Here is a 17,014-nt window from a genome sequence, read left to right on the forward strand (position 1 = left end):
GCGTATCGGCGCAGTCAGCGGGCCAGCAGGTCCTGGATCGCGGATGTGATCTCGGCGGGAGCCTCTTCGGCCATGAAATGACCCGCGTGGGTGAGCCGGTGGTCGAGGTCGGGTGCCCACGCCCGCCACACCTGCGAGGCGTCGTAGCCGAGCTGCGAGCCCCAGTCCTGCTGGATCACGGTGACGGGCATGGCGAACTGGGAGCCGGCGTCGAAGTCCGCCTGGTCCTGAGCCACGTCGATGCCCGCCGAAGCGCGGTAGTCGGCGACGATCGAATGCACGGCACCGCCACTCGCCCGCAGGTACTCGGCGCGTACGTCATCCGGGATCGCCGCCGGGTCGTTGCCCCAGGCGTCGAGGAACGAGCCGAAGAACGCATCCGCGCTGTTGGAGATCATCGTCTCCGGCAGGCCCTCGGGCTGCGCCATCAGGAACAGGTGGTAGCCGACCGCGGCGGAGCGGCCCCGGAGCACGTTCCACATGTCCAGCGTCGGCACCACGTCCAGGATGCCCAGGTGCGTGATGGTCTCCGGGTGGTCCAGGCCGGCCCGGAAGGCGACGAGAGCGCCACGGTCGTGGCCGACCAGGGCGAACTGCTCGTGGCCGAGCCGGGCGGCGACCGAGACGATGTCGGCGGCCATGGTGCGCTTGGAATAGACGTCCTCGCCGGCGGCCCGGGGCTTGTCGCTCGCCCCGTAGCCGCGCAGGTCCGGGACGATCACCGTGTGCTCGGCGGCCAGCTGCTGCGCGACGTGCCGCCACATCAGATGAGTCTCGGGGAAGCCGTGCAGCAGAACGACCGGGCTGCCGCTGCCGCCCACCGCGACATTCAGCTCGACATCGTCCGCACCCGGCAGCCGGGTGTACTCAAAGCCAGGAATCTCCAGTGTCACGACAGGCCCCTCTTGGTCATACATGCTGTTTCCGGCAATCCGGTGGCTGACAAGGACCAAGGTGCCCGACGCGAATGAGCAGCGGATCAGCGTCGCCGAGCAGGCGTTCCGGGGATCGCGACACCCTCACGCCCGCGCACCCGTCCACTTGACCTCAAGTGCGGTTGACGTAGGAGTGTTGATGACCATGACACGATTCCTCGATCTCGTTCAGCCTGCGGCCGGTACAGCTCTGATAAGCGAGTGGCTCACGGGTACAGCCGAGCGGTCACGCACCGCCGCCGACGCCGTGATCGACGAGTGGGCGGCAGCCGAGACGCCCGCAGGGCGCCTGGCGCAACACGTCTTCCTCTCCACGGACGGCACCGGCCTGCTGTTCTACGCCCAGTGGAGCAGCGACGAGGACCACCTGCAGTGGGCCCGCGCCCATCGCGGCGACGTGGTCAGCCGGGTCGACACGCTCGTACCGGGGATCGAGCGTCCCGGACTGAACCGGACCCGCCGCCACCGCAGCATCCTTCATGACGCGGTGCACCCAGCCGGCGTCTTCGTGGTCAGCACCGTGCCGGCCGCCGACGTACGGAGTGTGGTGCGGCCGGCTCCGGGCCTGCTCGGGACGCACATCCACCTGACAGCCAAGGAGGAGCGCGCGATGGTGATCGCCGAGTGGACCGATGCCGCATCCCATGACAAGGCCGTCTCCGGAAGCGTCCCCTTCAAGCGCTACACGCTCCACGACTCGTGTCTTGAGGAGACGACGTAGGGCAGAGGGAGCCCCGTTCGTCGGCACCGACGAACGGGGCTGTTCCGCCTTGTCGTGGACGACGAAGTGCGGGCAGAGCCTCTGGCCTACCTTTCGGACATCACCGGTTCGAAGCCTCGGAGGTGGGGATCCGCATGTCCGCATGGGATGAGCTCAACCGTACGCCCGCAGGGATTCAGGCCGGCTCCGCGAACGAGCGGGAGTCGATGTGAGGGGCGCCGCGGCGCACGCCGGACGCGTCCTGCCGCTGGTGGCGGTCACCGTCCTTCTGGCCGGTGGTTGCGGGGGCGGATCAGGACAGGGCGCGGCCGCAGACGGCAAGCTGGTGGACGGCGGGACGTTCACCACGTCGTACACCTCCGACCCCGGCGCACTGGACCCGGCGAAGACGGTGATGTCGATCGGCATCGGAATCAACCTCTATCTGTACGACCCGCTGATCCACCTCGACGGCCGGGGCGAGGCCGGGGCCGGGCTGGCGCAGAAGTGGCAGGCGACGACCAGGACGGCGACCTTCACCCTGCGACCCGGCATCACATGCTCCGACGGCTCGCCGCTGACCGCGAGCGACGTCGCCGCGAACATCGACTACATCGGTGACCCGAAGAACAAGTCACCCCTGGCAGGCGTGCTGATCCAGCCGGGCACCACAGCCCACGCCGACGACGGGCAGCGCACCGTCACCCTCACCAGCGGCGCCCCCGACGCGTTCCTGCTGCGCAACGCGGGTTCCGTGCCGATCGCCTGTGGCGACGGGCTCAAGGACCGCACGGTGCTCGCCAAGGGCGGCAAGGGGAGCGGCACCGGAATGTTCACCATGACGGAGGTTGTCCCGGGCGACCACTACACGCTCACCCGGCGCAAGGACTACCGCTGGGGCCCGGGCGCGTCCGGCAAGGGGGCCAAGGGGCTGCCGGACACGGTGAAGGTCCGGGTGGTCCCCAACGAGACCACGGCCGCCAACCTGCTGACGTCCAAAGAGCTGAACGCCGCGGCGATGTCCGGCCCCGAGCAGAAGCGCCTGGCCGCGCAGAAACTGTTCCACGCCGACGTGCAGGCACCGCTGGGAGAGCTGTACTTCAACCAGAGCACCGCCCGTCCCGGAGCGGACGAGAAGGTGCGCCGGGCACTGGTCCAGGCACTGAACCTGCCCGATGTGGGCAAAGTGATCACCAACGGCACCGGGAAACCGTCGCAGGGCATGGTCACCGACGAGCCACGGGCCTGTGCCGGCGACTCGGTGACCGGCAACCTTCCCCCGTACGACCTCGCGGCGGCCAAGTCCGCCCTGGACGCGGCCGGCTGGGCACCGGGATCCGGCGGGATCCGGACCAGGGGCGGCAAGAGACTCACGCTCAGTCTGATGTACGGCACCCAGAACGGGCCCACCATGGCCGCGGGCGCCGAGCTCGTCCAGAAGGAGTGGAAGAGCCTGGGCGTTGAGGTCAAGCTGAAACCGGTGGACAGCCCCGCACTGAACAGCACGCTTTTCGGCTCCGGCAACTGGGACGTCTCCATGGGCCCGATCGCCCTTTCGGCGCCCAACCAGCTCGTCCCCTTCATGGCCGGGCCGACGCCGCCGAAGGGCCTGAACTTCTCCGGAATCGACAACCCCGAATACGCGGCCCTCGTACAGAAGGCCTCGGCGAAGGCCGGCACCGCAGGCTGCCCGCTGTGGCAACAGGCCGAGACGGCACTGATCAAGCACCTCAACGTGGTGCCGTACTACAACTCCCTCACCCCGGTCTTCGGCAACGCGGCCCGTTTCGAGGTCCGTCAGGGCTCGATCGTCCCGTCCTCGATCCGCATGTACGCCAACTAGGGGGACGGCTCGATGACGACTGCGAGGGCCGCCGCGTCGGTTCCGGCGACGCGGACCGCCGACTGGTGGACCAACCGGTGGCTGCTGTTCGGCATCCGGCGCTCGGCCCGGCTTGCGGTGTCGCTGTGGGTGCTCGTCACAGCCGCGTTCCTGATGATCCATCTCGTCCCCGGTGACCCGGTGCGCGCGGCACTGGGCATGACGGCCTCACCGGGCATGGTCGCGGCGCGGCGCGTGGAGCTCGGCCTCGACGCCCCGCTGTGGCAGCAGTACCTGCACTTCCTGGGCGGGCTGTTCACCGGAGATCTGTCCAGCTCCACCATCAGCGGCCAGTCCGTTACGCAGACGATCGGCGACCGGCTGCCCGCGACCCTGCAACTGGCCGGCCTCGCCTTCGTGCTGGCCCTGGCCGTCGCGGTGCCCCTGGGCACGGTGATGGCCGCCCTGACCAGGGGCGGGCGCCGGCGCGGCACCGAACTGGCCTTCACCTCGGGCAGCGTGCTGCTGGCCGCCGTACCGGAGTTCCTGCTCGCGGTCGTGCTGGCCTATGTGTTCGCGGTGCGGCTCGGCTGGTTCCCCGTCGCGGGCATGGCGGGGCCGGGTTCGTACGTGCTGCCGGTGGTGGCCCTGTCGATCGGCCCGGCCTCGGTGCTGGCCAGGATCTGCCGGGTGGAGATGCTGTCGGTCCTGGCCCATGACTTCGTGCGCACCGCACGCGCCAAGCGGCTGCCGGCGCGGAGCGTCTACGTGCGCCACGCGCTGCCCAACGCCCTGACCGCCACGCTCACCCTCGGCGGTCTGCTGCTCTCGGCGATGGTCGCGGGAACGGTCCTGGTGGAGAACGTGTTCGCCTGGCCAGGACTCGGTTCGACGATCGTGCAGTCCATCCTGCAGAAGGACTATCCGGTGGTGCAGGGCGTCGTGCTCGTCTACGGGGCCGGAGTGCTGCTGGTGAACCTGCTGGTCGATGTGGCCCTCGCCCTGCTCGACCCGCGCTCCGTGATCAGGGAGGTCTGATGTCCGCACCCCGCTCCCGATGGCGGGCCGCCGCACGCACCCCCGTCGGCGCCTGCGCCGGGCTGCTGCTGCTCGCTGTGGTCGTCCTGGCCGTCATCGCCCCGGTCCTGTGGGGGGACAGGGCATCCGTCGTGGACACGTCCGCGCTCCAGCAAGGACCTTCCGACGCACATGTGCTGGGCACGGACAGCCTGGGCCGCGACATTCTCTGCCGTGTGCTGGTGGCCACCCGGCTGTCGCTGCTGCTGGCGGTGGGCGCGACCCTGCTGGGCGTGGTCCTGGGGCTGGTTCTCGGCACGGTGCCCTCCGTGCTGCCGCGCCGGGCGGGGCAGTTCGTGGTCTCCGTGGTGAACATCGCGGTCGCCTTCCCCGGCCTGCTGCTCGCCCTGTTCTTCGCGGTCATCTTCGGAGTGGGCGCGACCGGCGCGGTGCTCGCGATCGGCCTGGCGATGGCCCCGGCCTTCGCCCGGCTCACCCATACGCTGAGCGCGTCGGTCGCCGGCCAGGACTTCGTGGCCGCGGCCCGGACCGTCGGTGTCGGCCGGACCCGGCTCCTGACCCGCCACATCCTGCCCAACATCGCCGAGCCACTGGCCGTCAACGCCACCATCGGCGCGGGCGCCTCGCTGCCGGCCTTCGCCGGGCTCTCGTTCCTGGGACTGGGCGTACAGGCTCCCGACTACGACTGGGGCCGGCTCCTCGGAGAGGGCCTCGGCCGGATCAACCTCACCCCCGCCCCCGCACTCGCACCGATGGTGGCGGTCGTCGTCACCGGCCTGGCCTTCAACCTCTTCGGTGAGGCCGCGGCCGCTGCCCTCGGTATACGCACACTGTCCCGCCGGTCCGCCGTTCCCCGTCCGCGCCCAACGCCCGCTCCGGACACCGCCGCGCGACAGCTGCACAGCGACGGTCGGCCCGTCCTGGCGGTGGAGGACCTGCGGGTGGCCTTCCCCGGGCCTGCGGGGTGGACCACCCCCGTACGCGGCGTCAGCTTCGACGTGCACCCGGGAGAGGCCGTCGGCGTGGTGGGCGAGTCCGGCTCGGGCAAGAGCCTGACCGCCATGGCAGCGTCCCGGCTCGTCGAACCACCGGGCCAAGTCACAGCCCGGCGACTCGAGTTCACCGGCGTGCCGCTGCTCGAAACCGGCGAGCGGGAGCTGCGCCCGCTGCTGGGTACGTCCCTTGCCATGGTCTTCCAGGACCCGATGTCATCGTTCAACCCGGTCATGAGCGTGGGGCGGCAGCTCGCCGAAGTCGCCGAACACCATCAGGAACTGTCCCGGAGCGCCGCGTACGCGCGGGCGGTGGACCGGCTGCGTGCCGTGCATGTGCCCGCTCCGGAACGGCGTGCGCGCCAGTATCCGCACGAGTTCTCCGGCGGCATGCGGCAGCGCGCGATGATCGGGATGGGGCTGATGGGCGACCCCAGGCTGATCATCGCCGACGAACCGACCACCGCCCTCGATGTCACCGTGCAGCGGCAGGTGCTGCGCCTGCTCGCCGGGGTACGGGCCGGGCGGGCCACCGCCGTCCTGCTCATCAGCCACGACATCACGGTCGTCGCCCGGAACTGCGACCGGGTGCTCGTCATGTACGCGGGCCGCATCGTCGAGGACCTGCCCGCGGCCGGCCTGTTCACCGCGGCCCGGCACCCCTACACGCGGGCCCTGCTGGCCGCCGTTCCGGATCTCGACACCGACCGGGACCGCCCGCTGGCCGTGATCCCCGGCCGGCCGCCGGAACCGGACCGGATACCGGAGGGGTGCGCGTTCGCCCCGCGCTGTCCCCGCGCCGACGACCACTGCCGTGGCGAGGATCCCGAGCCGGTCACGTACGCCACCGGGCACCGGATCGCCTGCTGGCACCCGGTGGGGAACGGGACCGGGCCGGTCGAGAGGACCAGGAGAGGAAGCAAGGCATGAGCGAACTGGTCTTCGACGGGGTGAGCGTGCGCTACGGCGCCCGCCGCCATGCCCTGACCGCCGTGGACGGCGCGCATCTGACCGTGCCGTCCGGCCAGGTGATGGGCCTGGTGGGGGAGTCGGGCTCGGGGAAGTCGACGCTGGCCCGCGCAGCTGTCGGTCTCGCCCCGCTCGCCACGGGCCGCATCCTGCTGGGCGGGACGGACATACGTCAGCTGCGCGGGCGTCGCCGCCCGCTGCAGATGGTCTTCCAGGACCCGTACTCCTCCCTCGATCCGCGGATGAGTGTCGGGGACTGTGTCGCCGAGGCCCTGCCCCGCGAACGAGGCCGCGGCGGGACGGTCCGGCGAGCCGAGATCGCCCACCTGCTCGAACAGGTCAACCTCGACCCCGGCAGGGCCTCGATGCTGCCCGGGCAGCTCTCCGGCGGGCAGCGGCAGCGCGTGGCACTGGCCAGGGCCCTGGCAGGGCGGCCGCAGGCCGTCATCGCCGACGAGATCACCTCCGCCCTCGACGTCTCCGTCCAGGGCGCGGTGCTCAACCTGGTGCGAGACGTGCAGCGGCAGATGAAGCTGACCATGCTCTTCATCTCGCACAATCTGGCCGTGGTGCGCTATGTCAGCGACCACATCGCCGTGATGTATCTCGGCAGGATCGTCGAGGCCGGCCCCACCGAGGAGGTCCTCGCCGATCCGCGCCACCCCTACACCCGCGACCTGCTCGCCGCCGTGCCCAGCCGTATCCCGGCCCCGGCCGGCGGCGCGGACGGCGACGCCTTCGCGGCCATCGAGCCGGCCGACCCGCACCACCCGCCGCCCGGCTGCCACTACCATCCCCGCTGTCCGGCAGGCCCACAGGCCCATTCCGGGCGCGACGTGTGCCGCACCACGGATCCCTCCGACGACGCCGCAGCACGGCCCCACCGGGCCGCCTGCCATTTCGCGGCCACTGCCGACCTCGCCCCGCCGAAGCGGTTGCGCACGGAAGGCGCTCAGTGACACTCGTAGTCCGGCCCCATCCGCTCCGTCCACGAGGAGACAGCACACTGTGATGCGACGCCTGGGTATCGACGACCTCTACTCCATCGCGCTGCCCGAGCAGCCCGCACTGTCCCCGGACGGCACGCGCGTCGCCTATGTGCTGCGCACCGCCGACCGCGAACACGACCGCGAGGAACGCGCGTTGTGGACGGTGCCGGCCGGCGGCGGCGCGGCACGGCGGCTCACCCGCGGCCCCGCCGACACCGCGCCCGCATGGTCTCCCGACGGCCGGTGGATCGCCTTCCTGCGCGGCGGCGACGGCCCCTCCCAGCTGTGGCTGCTGCCCGCCGACGGCGGTGAACCCGAGCCGGTCACCAGCCTCCCCGCGGGCGCCGGCGCACCAGTGTGGAGCCCGGACGCCACCGCGATCGCCTTCCCCGCCCCGGTCGGCGACAGCCCCGCGACACAGGCTCCCGGTACACCGCCGGCCCCCGTCGTGGTGGACCGGATCGACTACAAGGCCGACGGCGCGGGCCTGCTGGGCACCGTCCGGAGCCATCTGCACATCGTGGACCCCGGCAGCCGGGAGGTCCGGCAGGTCACCCGGGGCGACTGGCACGCGGGGCCCCCGGCCTGGTCGCCGGACGGGAGCTCCCTCGCCTTCTGTGCGGCACGCGGCGCCGACGCCGACCTGACGCTGCGCTCCGAGGCATACGTCGTGGACGCTCTGACCCCCGGCTCCGAGCCACGCCCGACCGGTGCGGCCGAAGGCGCCGCGCATGCCGTCAACTGGACCGCCGAGGGCGACGCACTCCTGGTCGTCGGCCGCACGGACACCGCACTCGGCCACGCGAGCCTGCTGCGCGTCCCGCTGCACGGCGGCGGTGCACCGGTCGACCTCACCGCCGGGCTCGACCGCAACATGATGCCCGGCGGCCCCGGCTACCCGGGCGCACTGCCTCAACCAGCCGCTGACGGCAGGCTGGTGCTCTTCTGCCTCCGTGAGCGCGGCTGCACCCACCTCTACGCGATGAACGCCGACGGCGGCGAACCCCGGCCGCTCGTCGGCGGTGCGGGCCGCGTCGTCTCCGGCCTCTCGACGGCCGGCGACACCGCCGCCTTCGTCCTGGCCACCCCCACCTCGTACGGCGAGATCGTGACCGTCGAGGTGTCCACCGGACGCGAGCAGGTGCTCACCCGGTACGGGGCAGGGCTGGGGGAGATGGAGCTGCTGACCCCGGAGGAACGGGAGTTCACCGTTTCGGACGGCACCACCGTGCACGGCTGGCTGCTCCGCGACCCGGCCTCCGAAGGCCCCGCGCCGCTGCTTCTCGACATCCACGGCGGCCCGCACAACGCCTGGAACGGGGCGGCCGATCCCTTCCACCCCTACCACCAGGTGCTGGCGGCGCGCGGCTGGTCGGTGCTGTTGCTCAACCCCCGCGGCAGCGACGGCTACGGTGCGGCGTTCTTCACCGCCGCACACGGGGCGTGGGGCGAGGCCGACGCACAGGACCTCCTCGAACCCCTGGACACCCTGGTCGCCGAGCGGATCGCCGACCCCCGGCGGCTGGCCGTGGCCGGCTACAGCTACGGCGGGTTCATGACCTGCTACCTGACCGGCCGTGACAACCGCTTCGCCGCCGCCGTCGCGGGCGGCGTGGTCAGCGATCTCACCAGCATGTGCGGTACCAGCGACCAGGCCCACGCGCTGGCGACGGCCGAGCTGGGCGCGCCGCCGTGGCAGGACCGTGAGCGGTACGCGGAACTCTCCCCGTACTCGCGGGTGGAGCAGGTCCGCACTCCGACGCTGGTGGTGCACGGTCAGGCCGACGAACGCTGCCCGGCCGGACAGGCCGAACAGTGGTTCACCGCACTGAGGGAGCGGGGTGTCCCCACCCGGCTGGTGCTCTACCCGGGCGGCTCGCACCTGTTCCTGCTCGAAGGACCGCCCTCCCACCGCGCCGACCTCACCCGTCGCATCGTCGACTGGGTGGAGTGCCACGCCGGTGAGCCCGGACGTGCGGCCCGTGCCCCGCTGGACGCCGCCTACTGGGAACGCCGGCTCGGCGAGCTGACGGCCCGGCACCGGGTGCCGGGCGCGGTCCTGGGCATCTCCCGCGGCGACGAACTCGCCCTGGCCGCCTGCGGTGTGCTCAACAAGGACACCGGCGTCGAGGCCACCGAGGACTCCCTCTTCCAGATCGGGTCCATCACCAAGGTGTGGACCACCACCCTGATCATGCAACTGGCCGACGAGGGGAAGCTCGACCTCGACGCCCCGGTCACCGAGGTCCTTCCCGAGCTGCGGCTGTCGGACCCGTACACGACGAAGCAGGTGACCGTACGGCACCTGCTCACCCACACCAGCGGCATCGACGGCGACATCTTCACCGACACCGGCCGAGGTGACGACTGCCTCGAGGGCTATGTGGACCAGTTGGGCACGGCGGCGCAGATGCACCCGCTGGGGGCGACGTTCTCGTACTGCAACTCGGGCTTCGTCCTGGCCGGAAGGATCGTCGAGAAGCTCACCGGCATGAGCTGGGACTGCGCCCTCAAGGAGCGGCTGTGCGCACCGCTGGGCCTCTCGCACACCGTCACGCTGCCCGAGGAGGCGCTGTGCTTCCGCGCCGCGATGGGGCATGACGCCCAGGGCGACGAGGACCCCAGGCCCGCCCCGGTATGGAGCCTGCCCCGCTCGGCCGGTCCGGCCGGACTGATCACCGCGACGGCGGCCGACGTACTGGCGTTCGCCCGAATGCACCTCGCCGGTGGCACCACTGCCGACGGCACCCGCGTCCTGTCGAGGCAGGCCGCACACGCGATGACCGAGAAACAGGTCGACCTGCCCGACGTGCACACCCTCGGGGACTCGTGGGGGCTGGGCTGGAGCCGCCTCGACGCGAACGGCCACCAGCTCCTCGGACACGACGGCAACACCATCGGACAGTCGGCCTTCCTGCGTCTTCTGCCGGAACAGGACCTTGCCGTGACCCTCCTCACCAACGGCGGAAGCACCCACGACCTCTACCTGGAGCTGTTCACGGAGATCTTCGCCGAACTGGCCGGGATCACCCTGCCGCAGCCGCTCCAGCCGCCGGCCGATCCGGCACCGGTGGACACCGGCCGTCATCCGGGCCGGTACGAGCGGGACGGCGCGCGCATCGAGATTCTTGAGGACGGCGACGGGCTGCGGCTGCGCTACACGGTGACGGGGCCGCTCGCCGACCTGGTGCCCCAGACGGTGCAGGAGGCCGGACTGGTGCCCGTCTCGGACGACCTCTTCGTCGTCAGGCTGCCCGGCAGCCGGTCGTGGACACCCGTGACCTTCTACACGCTGCCGACCGGTGAGCCGTACGTGCACTTCGGTGTCCGCGCCACCCCGAAGGTGTCCTGACATGGAGAAGCCGCACGGCATGCGGATGCCTCACGCTCTCATCGACGTCGCCCGGTTCGCGCGCGCACTGCCCGCCATGATCGACGACATCGGGCGTCTGGTAGGCACGGAGTCGCCGTCGGCCGACCTCGCCGCCGTGGCCCGCAGCGCCGAGACGGTCGCCGGGACCGCCGCACCGTACCTGCGCACCGAGCCCGACCTCATCACCCTCGACGGCCGCACCCATCTGCGCTGGCGGCTGGGCAGCGGCCCCCGGCGCGTGCTGCTGCTCGGCCACCACGACACGGTGTGGCCCATCGGGTCCCTGGCCGGCCGGCCGTTCACCGTCGAGGGCGGAGTGCTGCGCGGGCCCGGCTGCTTCGACATGAAGGCCGGGCTCGTCATGGCGTTCCACGCCATCGCCGCGCTCGGCGCCGAAGCCGTGAACGGGACGACCCTCCTGGTCACCGGCGACGAAGAGCTCGGCTCACCGTCCTCGCGGGAGCTGATCGAGTCCGAGGCGGCCGGCTGCGCCGTGACGCTCGTGCTGGAGGCATCCGCCGACGGCGGTGCGCTGAAGACCGAACGCAAAGGGGTTTCCCTGTACGAGATACGGGTCGACGGCCGGGCCGCCCACGCGGGCCTGGAGCCGCACCGCGGTGTGAACGCCGGCGTCGAGGCCGCCCACCAGATACTCGCGGTCGCAGCCCTCTCGGACACCGATGGCGGCACCACGGTCACTCCGACGCTGCTGACTGCCGGAACCACCACCAACACCGTCCCCGCCCACGGCCGGTTCTCCGTCGACGTCCGCGTGCGCGACGCCGCGGAACAGGCCCGCGTGGACACCGCTCTCCACGGACTGCGACCCGTGCTCGACGGCGCGACGGTCGAGGTGACCGGCGGACCCAACCGCCCACCCCTGCCGCGGACCGCATCGGACGCGCTCTACCGCCGTGCCCGGCGACTGGCCGAAGGACTGGGCCTCGCCCCGCTCACGTCCGCCGCCGTGGGGGGAGCCTCGGACGGCAACTTCACCGCGGGCGCCGGCATCCCGACCCTGGACGGGCTCGGCGCGGTCGGCGGCGGCGCACATGCCGCCGACGAACACGTGGTCGTCGCCGAACTCCCGCGTCGCACAGCTCTGCTGGCGGCGCTCATGAGTGACCTCCTCGCCGCGGACCCGCGGACCGCTCACGACAGTGACGCGATAACGACCGGCGGGAGCACCCGATGACGGACATGTCAGCCGCCACCCCATGCGCGCGGGAGGCCGGCCACGGGATCGTGGCAGACGCGCTGACGGCGGCCGCAGCCGCGGCGCACGCGGCCGGCTGCCAGGTGCGGCCGATCAGTGCCCTGGCCGATCTGGAAGCCGCCTGCGGGCTCTTCGAGGGCGTATGGAAACCGGCCGGCGAAAGCTCGCTGGCAACCACCGAGTTGCTGCGTGCGATGGACAAGGCGGGCAGCTATGTCGCCGCCGCCTTCGACGCTGGGACGGGCGACGAGCTGATCGGCGCCTGTATCGGATTCTTCGGCCCACCGCCCGATGGCGCGCTGCACAGCCACATCGCGGGAGTATCGGCCCGGATGCGCGGCCGCAGCGTCGGCTTCGCCCTCAAGTCGCACCAGCGCGCCTGGGCCCTCCAGCGGGGCGCGGCACAGGTGTCCTGGACCTTCGACCCGCTGGTACGGCGCAACGCCTACTTCAACATCGGCAAGCTGGCCGCCCGGCCCGTGCAGTACCTGCCCAACTTCTACGGCCCGATGAACGACGGCATCAACGGCCCCGACGACACCGACCGTCTGCTGGTGGAGTGGCGGTTGGCAGCCCCCGAGGTCGCCGAGGCCTGCCACGGCCGCCACCGGGTCACCGATGCGGCGGCCGTACGGGCAAGAGGCGCCACCTTCGCACTGGGCGCAGGCGCCGACGGCCGGCCGCAGGCCCATCCCGTTGCCGGGGGCCGCTGCCTGGTCGCCGTGCCTGCGGACATCGAGCAGCTGCGACGCAGCGACCCGCGAACAGCGGCGGCCTGGCGCTCCGCCGTGCGCGATGTCCTCGGCGGGCTCCTCGCCGACCGGTGGCGGGTGACGGGATTCGACCGCGCCGGCTGGTACCTCCTCACAGACAAGGACACAAGGTGAAGCTCACCGGAGTCGAAGTCCGACAGGTCCGGCTGCCGCTGGTGGCCCCCTTCCGCACCTCGTTCGGCACCCAGACGGAGCGCACCGCCCTGCTGCTGCGCGCGGTGGGCACCGAAGCCGAGGGCTGGGGCGAGTGTGTGGCGATGGCCGACCCGCTGTACTCCTCGGAGTACACGGCCGCCGCCGCCGACGTGCTGCGCCGGTACCTCGTCCCCGCGCTGGGACGGTGCCGGCGGCTCGACGGGCTCGGCGTCGCCCCGGCCCTGGAGCCGTTCCGGGGTCATCGGATGGCGAAGGCCGCGTTGGAGATGGCCGTGCTCGACGCCGAACTGCGCACCCGGGGAGTGCCGTTGGCGAAAGAGCTGGGCGCGGTCCACGACCGCGTGCCATGCGGGGTGTCCGTCGGCATCATGGGCTCGGTGCCGGAGCTGCTCGACGCGGTGACCGGCTACCTGGACCAGGGGTACCGCCGTATCAAGCTGAAGATCGAGCCCGGCTGGGACATCGAGCCGGTCCGGGCGGTACGCGAGCGTTTCGGGGACGATCTGCTGCTCCAGGTCGACGCCAACACCGCCTATACCCGGGCCGACGCCCGGCACCTGGCCCGACTCGACCCGTTCGGGCTTCTGCTGATCGAGCAGCCGTTGGACGAGGAGGACCTGCTCGGGCATGCGGAGCTGGCCAGGGTCCTTGCCACACCGGTCTGCCTGGACGAGTCGATCACCTCCGCCCGCGGCGCCGCGGCCGCGATCACCCTGGGCGCGTGCAGCATCGTGAACATCAAGGCCGGCCGGGTCGGCGGCTATCTGGAGGCTCGCCGTATCCACGACGTGTGCGCCGCGCACGGTGTGCCCGTGTGGTGCGGCGGCATGCTGGAGACCGGCCTCGGCCGTGCCGCGAACATCGCGCTGGCCGCGCTGCCGGGCTTCACGCTGCCCGGCGACGTCTCCGCCTCCGACCGCTTCTTCCGGACCGACATCACCGAGCCGTTCGTGCCGGCCGACGGCCACCTCCGGGTCCCCGACGGTCCCGGACTCGGTGTCGTACCGCTTCCCGACGCCCTGGAGGAGTTCACCGTCGACACGGAGTGGATTCCCCTGTGACGGGGCTCTTGTGCCGGCCGACGAAGGCACCGCACAATCCCGTCCACACCGACGAACAGCGGCCGCAAGCACTGTCCGGGGGACCGGGGGTACGGCGCACAGTGAACACGCAACCGCGGGCCAGTCTCAGACGGGTCCTGGAGGATCTCGGCACGACCCTGCTCGACCTCGTGTGCGGCGACCCGGACACAGCGGACGAGATCGGCGGCGTGGTCATCCACGATGTGCTGGACGAACCGGTGCTGCCCCGGCAGGCGTTGGTGCTCGGCATCGGCGTCCACGGGGCGGACGAGACCGTCCGGCTGCTCACCGCCCTCGGCGGGGCCGGCGCGGCGGCGCTGGTGGTCCGCGCTCCGGTGCAGCCCGACGCCGCGGTCACCACGGCGGTGGAGAGATCCGGGGTGGCGCTGCTCGCGCTGACCCGCGGTGCATCCTGGGCCCAGCTCGCCGCTCTGCTGCGCTCACTGCTCGCGGACGGCGATGTCGGAGAGGCGGGCCCGCAGACGCTGGGCGGCACCCCGTCCGGTGACATGTTCGCCCTGGCCAACGCGGTGGCCGCGCTCCTTGACGCCCCCGTCACCATCGAGGACCGGAGCTCCCGTGTGCTGGCCTTCTCCGGCCGCCAGGACGAGGCCGATCCCTCCCGCGTGGAGACCGTACTGGGCCGCCAGGTCCCGGAACGGTTCACCCGCCTTCTGGAGGACCGCGGGATCTTCCGTTCCCTCTACCGCAGCGACCAGCCGGTCCACGTCGACCCACCCGAGACCGACGGATTCCACATCCCGCGCGCCGCGATCGCCGTACGCGCCGGGGACGAGGTCCTCGGTTCCATCTGGGCCGTCGTCCATACCCCGCTCACACCACAGCGCGGCCAGGCACTGCGCGATGCGGCCAAACTGGTGGCGCTGCACATGCTGCGCCTGCGGGCCGGCGCCGACGTCGAGCGCCGGCTCCGGGCCGACCTGGTCTCCACCGCCCTGGAAGGGGGACCGGGCGCCGCCGAGTCGCTGGGCAGGCTCGGCCTGACCGACTACGCGGGTGTCGTCCTCGCCCTGGCCGTGCCGGACCCGCCCGAGCTGACCGGTTCGACCGACCTGCACGCCCAGCACGCGGCCGAACGCCAGCGCCTGGCCGACGCCTTCGCCATGCACCTCTCCGCCATCCACGCCCGCGCCGCCACGGCGCTCATCGGCGACGTGGCCTACGGCATCCTCCCTGTGCCCCGCCACCAGACGGACGCGGAGGAGAGGGCGGCCCGCACCGGCACCGACTTCCTCACGCGCATCGGGGACCGGCTGGCCCCGCTCATCGGCATCGGCCCCACGGCCCGGGACAGCGGCGCACTGGCCCGTTCCCGCGGAGGAGCGGACCGGGCACTGCGCGTTTTGCGAGCCAACGGAGGCCCCCGTCGGCTCGCCCGCATCTCGGACGTCCATGTCGAGGCGCTTCTGCTCGACCTCGCCGACCTCGCCGCCGAGCGAGGCGATGCCCCGACCGGCCCGCTGGCCAGGCTGCTCGCCTACGACCGGCAGCACGACTCCCCCCTCGTCGACACCCTCAGCGTCTGGCTCAACACCTTCGGAGACGTCCCGGCGGCCGCCGAGGAGATGTACGTCCACCAGAACACCTTCCGGTACCGGCTACGCCGTGCCACCGAAGTCGCCCGGGCCGACCTCACCGACCCCGACGTCCGCTTCGCCCTGATGCTCCAGCTGCGTCTGCTGCGCCGCCCCGACACGTCCGCACGCTGACAAGACGGGCGGCGCCGCAGCCAGGGGCGGGAACCGGACCGGTCCCCGCCCCTGCTCATGCGCTGCCGCCCCGGTTCACTTCGGGCAGTACTCCGCCTCGATGACCGCCTGGCTGTTCCCGGACCAGTCGCCGTTGAAGTTGAGGGCCAGCGAGTGCTTGCCGTCCGCCGAGGTCACGGCCTGCGAGGCCGAGCCCTGGATGTTGCCGCCGTGGCCCCAGACCGTGACGCCGCAGGACGGCGAGAACTTCATCAGCCCCAGGCCGTATGCCGTGATCAGTCCGGACCCGCTGACCGGGACGGTTGTCTTCATCTCCTCGAGCTGCTTCGCGGGCAGCAGCCTGCCACCCAGCAGCGCCGAGTAGAAGCGGTTCAGATCACCGGAGCTGGAGACCATCGCGCCCGCCGAGGCCGCGGCCGACGGATTGAGCTCGGTGACGTCGTAGGACGGGTCCGCCGGCTGCGGCGCCAGGGAGAGCTTGGAGTACGCGCGCGAGCTCGGCACCGGCATCGACGAGGCGGTGCGGGGGACGGAAGTGGCGAACAGACCGAGCGGATTGACGATCCGCCGCTTGATCTCGTCCTCGTACGAGCGGCCCGACACCTTCTCGATGATCATTCCGGCGAGAACGTAGTTGGTGTTGGAATAGCTCCAACTCGTGCCCGGGTCGAAGAGCGGCTTCTGCCGCATGGCGATGTCCACCAACTGCGGGGGCGTGTAGGTGTCATAGCGGTGCTCCAGGAACTTCACCGTGAAGCCGTTCTCGAGGAACTCCGGATCGGCGGTGTAGCTCGGGATTCCGCTGGTGTGGTTGAGCAGCTGCCGCACGGTGACACGGCGGCCGTCGTTCCCGTTGCCCCGAACCACGCCGGGCAGCCACGAGTCGACCGTGCCGTCGAGGTCGACCTTGCCCTCCGCCTCCAGCTGGAGCATCACCGTCGCGACGAAGGTCTTGGTCATGCTGCCGATCCGGTAGAGGTCGGCCGACGAGCGCGGCGCACCCGTCTTCAGGTTGCCGACGCCCGAAGTGCCCATCCAGACCGAGTACGCGTCATTGACCTGCCCAGTGACTCCGGGGACGCCGTCCCTGACCGCGGTGTCCATGGCCTGCTGGGTCTGCGTGTGCCCGAGGCCGACGCCGGCCACCGCCGGTGAGGTGAACGAAGCGGCGGCCAACGCCGCCGCTGTCACCAGGCCCACCGCACCGATCCGTGCTGTGCGCGCTGCCATCTGCTGCCC

General features: G+C 71.8%; 12 protein-coding genes. 10 read left to right on the top strand and 2 right to left on the bottom strand.

Annotated features, from left to right (window positions below):
- Positions 1-14: 14 nt before the first annotated feature.
- Entirely contained in the window at positions 15-893 is an 879-nt protein-coding gene (locus ACFVW8_RS25410) for an alpha/beta fold hydrolase (protein WP_389693768.1), read from the bottom strand.
- A gap of 181 nt (positions 894-1,074) precedes the next feature.
- Here ACFVW8_RS25410 and ACFVW8_RS25415 point away from each other — a divergent pair, with 181 nt between their 5' ends.
- The 10 genes from ACFVW8_RS25415 (at position 1,075) to ACFVW8_RS25460 (ending at position 15,775) form a co-directional block, all read left to right on the top strand.
- The gene (locus tag ACFVW8_RS25415; protein WP_389693770.1) at positions 1,075-1,656 is read left to right on the top strand and encodes a hypothetical protein; all 582 of its coding nucleotides are present in this window, start codon (positions 1,075-1,077) and stop codon (positions 1,654-1,656) included.
- Between the two features lie 208 nt (positions 1,657-1,864).
- Positions 1,865-3,478, top strand: a complete 1,614-nt coding sequence (locus tag ACFVW8_RS25420) for an ABC transporter substrate-binding protein (protein ID WP_389693772.1) — start codon at positions 1,865-1,867, stop codon at positions 3,476-3,478.
- Between the two features lie 12 nt (positions 3,479-3,490).
- Positions 3,491-4,495 carry an ABC transporter permease gene (locus tag ACFVW8_RS25425; protein WP_389693774.1) on the top strand — a complete coding sequence of 335 codons (1,005 nt, stop codon included), beginning with the start codon at positions 3,491-3,493 and terminating at the stop codon, positions 4,493-4,495.
- Positions 4,495-6,417 (top strand): dipeptide/oligopeptide/nickel ABC transporter permease/ATP-binding protein, encoded by a 1,923-nt coding sequence (locus ACFVW8_RS25430; RefSeq protein WP_389693776.1) that lies wholly within the window; start codon positions 4,495-4,497, stop codon positions 6,415-6,417. The genes ACFVW8_RS25425 and ACFVW8_RS25430 overlap by 1 nt, the downstream gene beginning before the upstream one ends.
- The gene (locus tag ACFVW8_RS25435) at positions 6,414-7,415 is read left to right on the top strand and encodes an ABC transporter ATP-binding protein (RefSeq protein WP_389693778.1); all 1,002 of its coding nucleotides are present in this window, start codon (positions 6,414-6,416) and stop codon (positions 7,413-7,415) included. The genes ACFVW8_RS25430 and ACFVW8_RS25435 overlap by 4 nt, the downstream gene beginning before the upstream one ends.
- Before the next feature lie 52 nt (positions 7,416-7,467).
- On the top strand, positions 7,468-10,797 hold the full coding sequence (locus ACFVW8_RS25440; protein ID WP_389693815.1) for a serine hydrolase: 3,330 nt from the start codon (positions 7,468-7,470) through the stop codon (positions 10,795-10,797).
- 76 nt (positions 10,798-10,873) lie between these two features.
- Entirely contained in the window at positions 10,874-12,013 is a 1,140-nt protein-coding gene (locus ACFVW8_RS25445; RefSeq protein WP_389693817.1) for a M20/M25/M40 family metallo-hydrolase, read from the top strand.
- Positions 12,010-12,921, top strand: a complete 912-nt coding sequence (locus ACFVW8_RS25450; RefSeq protein ID WP_389693780.1) for a GNAT family N-acetyltransferase — start codon at positions 12,010-12,012, stop codon at positions 12,919-12,921. The genes ACFVW8_RS25445 and ACFVW8_RS25450 overlap by 4 nt, the downstream gene beginning before the upstream one ends.
- Entirely contained in the window at positions 12,918-14,024 is a 1,107-nt protein-coding gene (menC, locus tag ACFVW8_RS25455) for an o-succinylbenzoate synthase (protein ID WP_389693782.1), read from the top strand. The genes ACFVW8_RS25450 and menC overlap by 4 nt, the downstream gene beginning before the upstream one ends.
- 101 nt (positions 14,025-14,125) lie before the next feature.
- On the top strand, positions 14,126-15,775 hold the full coding sequence (locus ACFVW8_RS25460) for a PucR family transcriptional regulator (protein WP_389693784.1): 1,650 nt from the start codon (positions 14,126-14,128) through the stop codon (positions 15,773-15,775).
- A gap of 75 nt (positions 15,776-15,850) precedes the next feature.
- Here the strand turns inward: ACFVW8_RS25460 and ACFVW8_RS25465 are convergent, their stop codons facing one another.
- The gene (locus ACFVW8_RS25465; protein WP_389693786.1) at positions 15,851-17,005 is read right to left on the bottom strand and encodes a serine hydrolase domain-containing protein; all 1,155 of its coding nucleotides are present in this window, start codon (positions 17,003-17,005) and stop codon (positions 15,851-15,853) included.
- Between the last annotated feature and the right edge of the window lie 9 nt (positions 17,006-17,014).

The organism is Streptomyces sp. NPDC058221 (assembly GCF_042882365.1).
Taxonomy (GTDB): Bacteria; Actinomycetota; Actinomycetes; order Streptomycetales; family Streptomycetaceae; genus Streptomyces.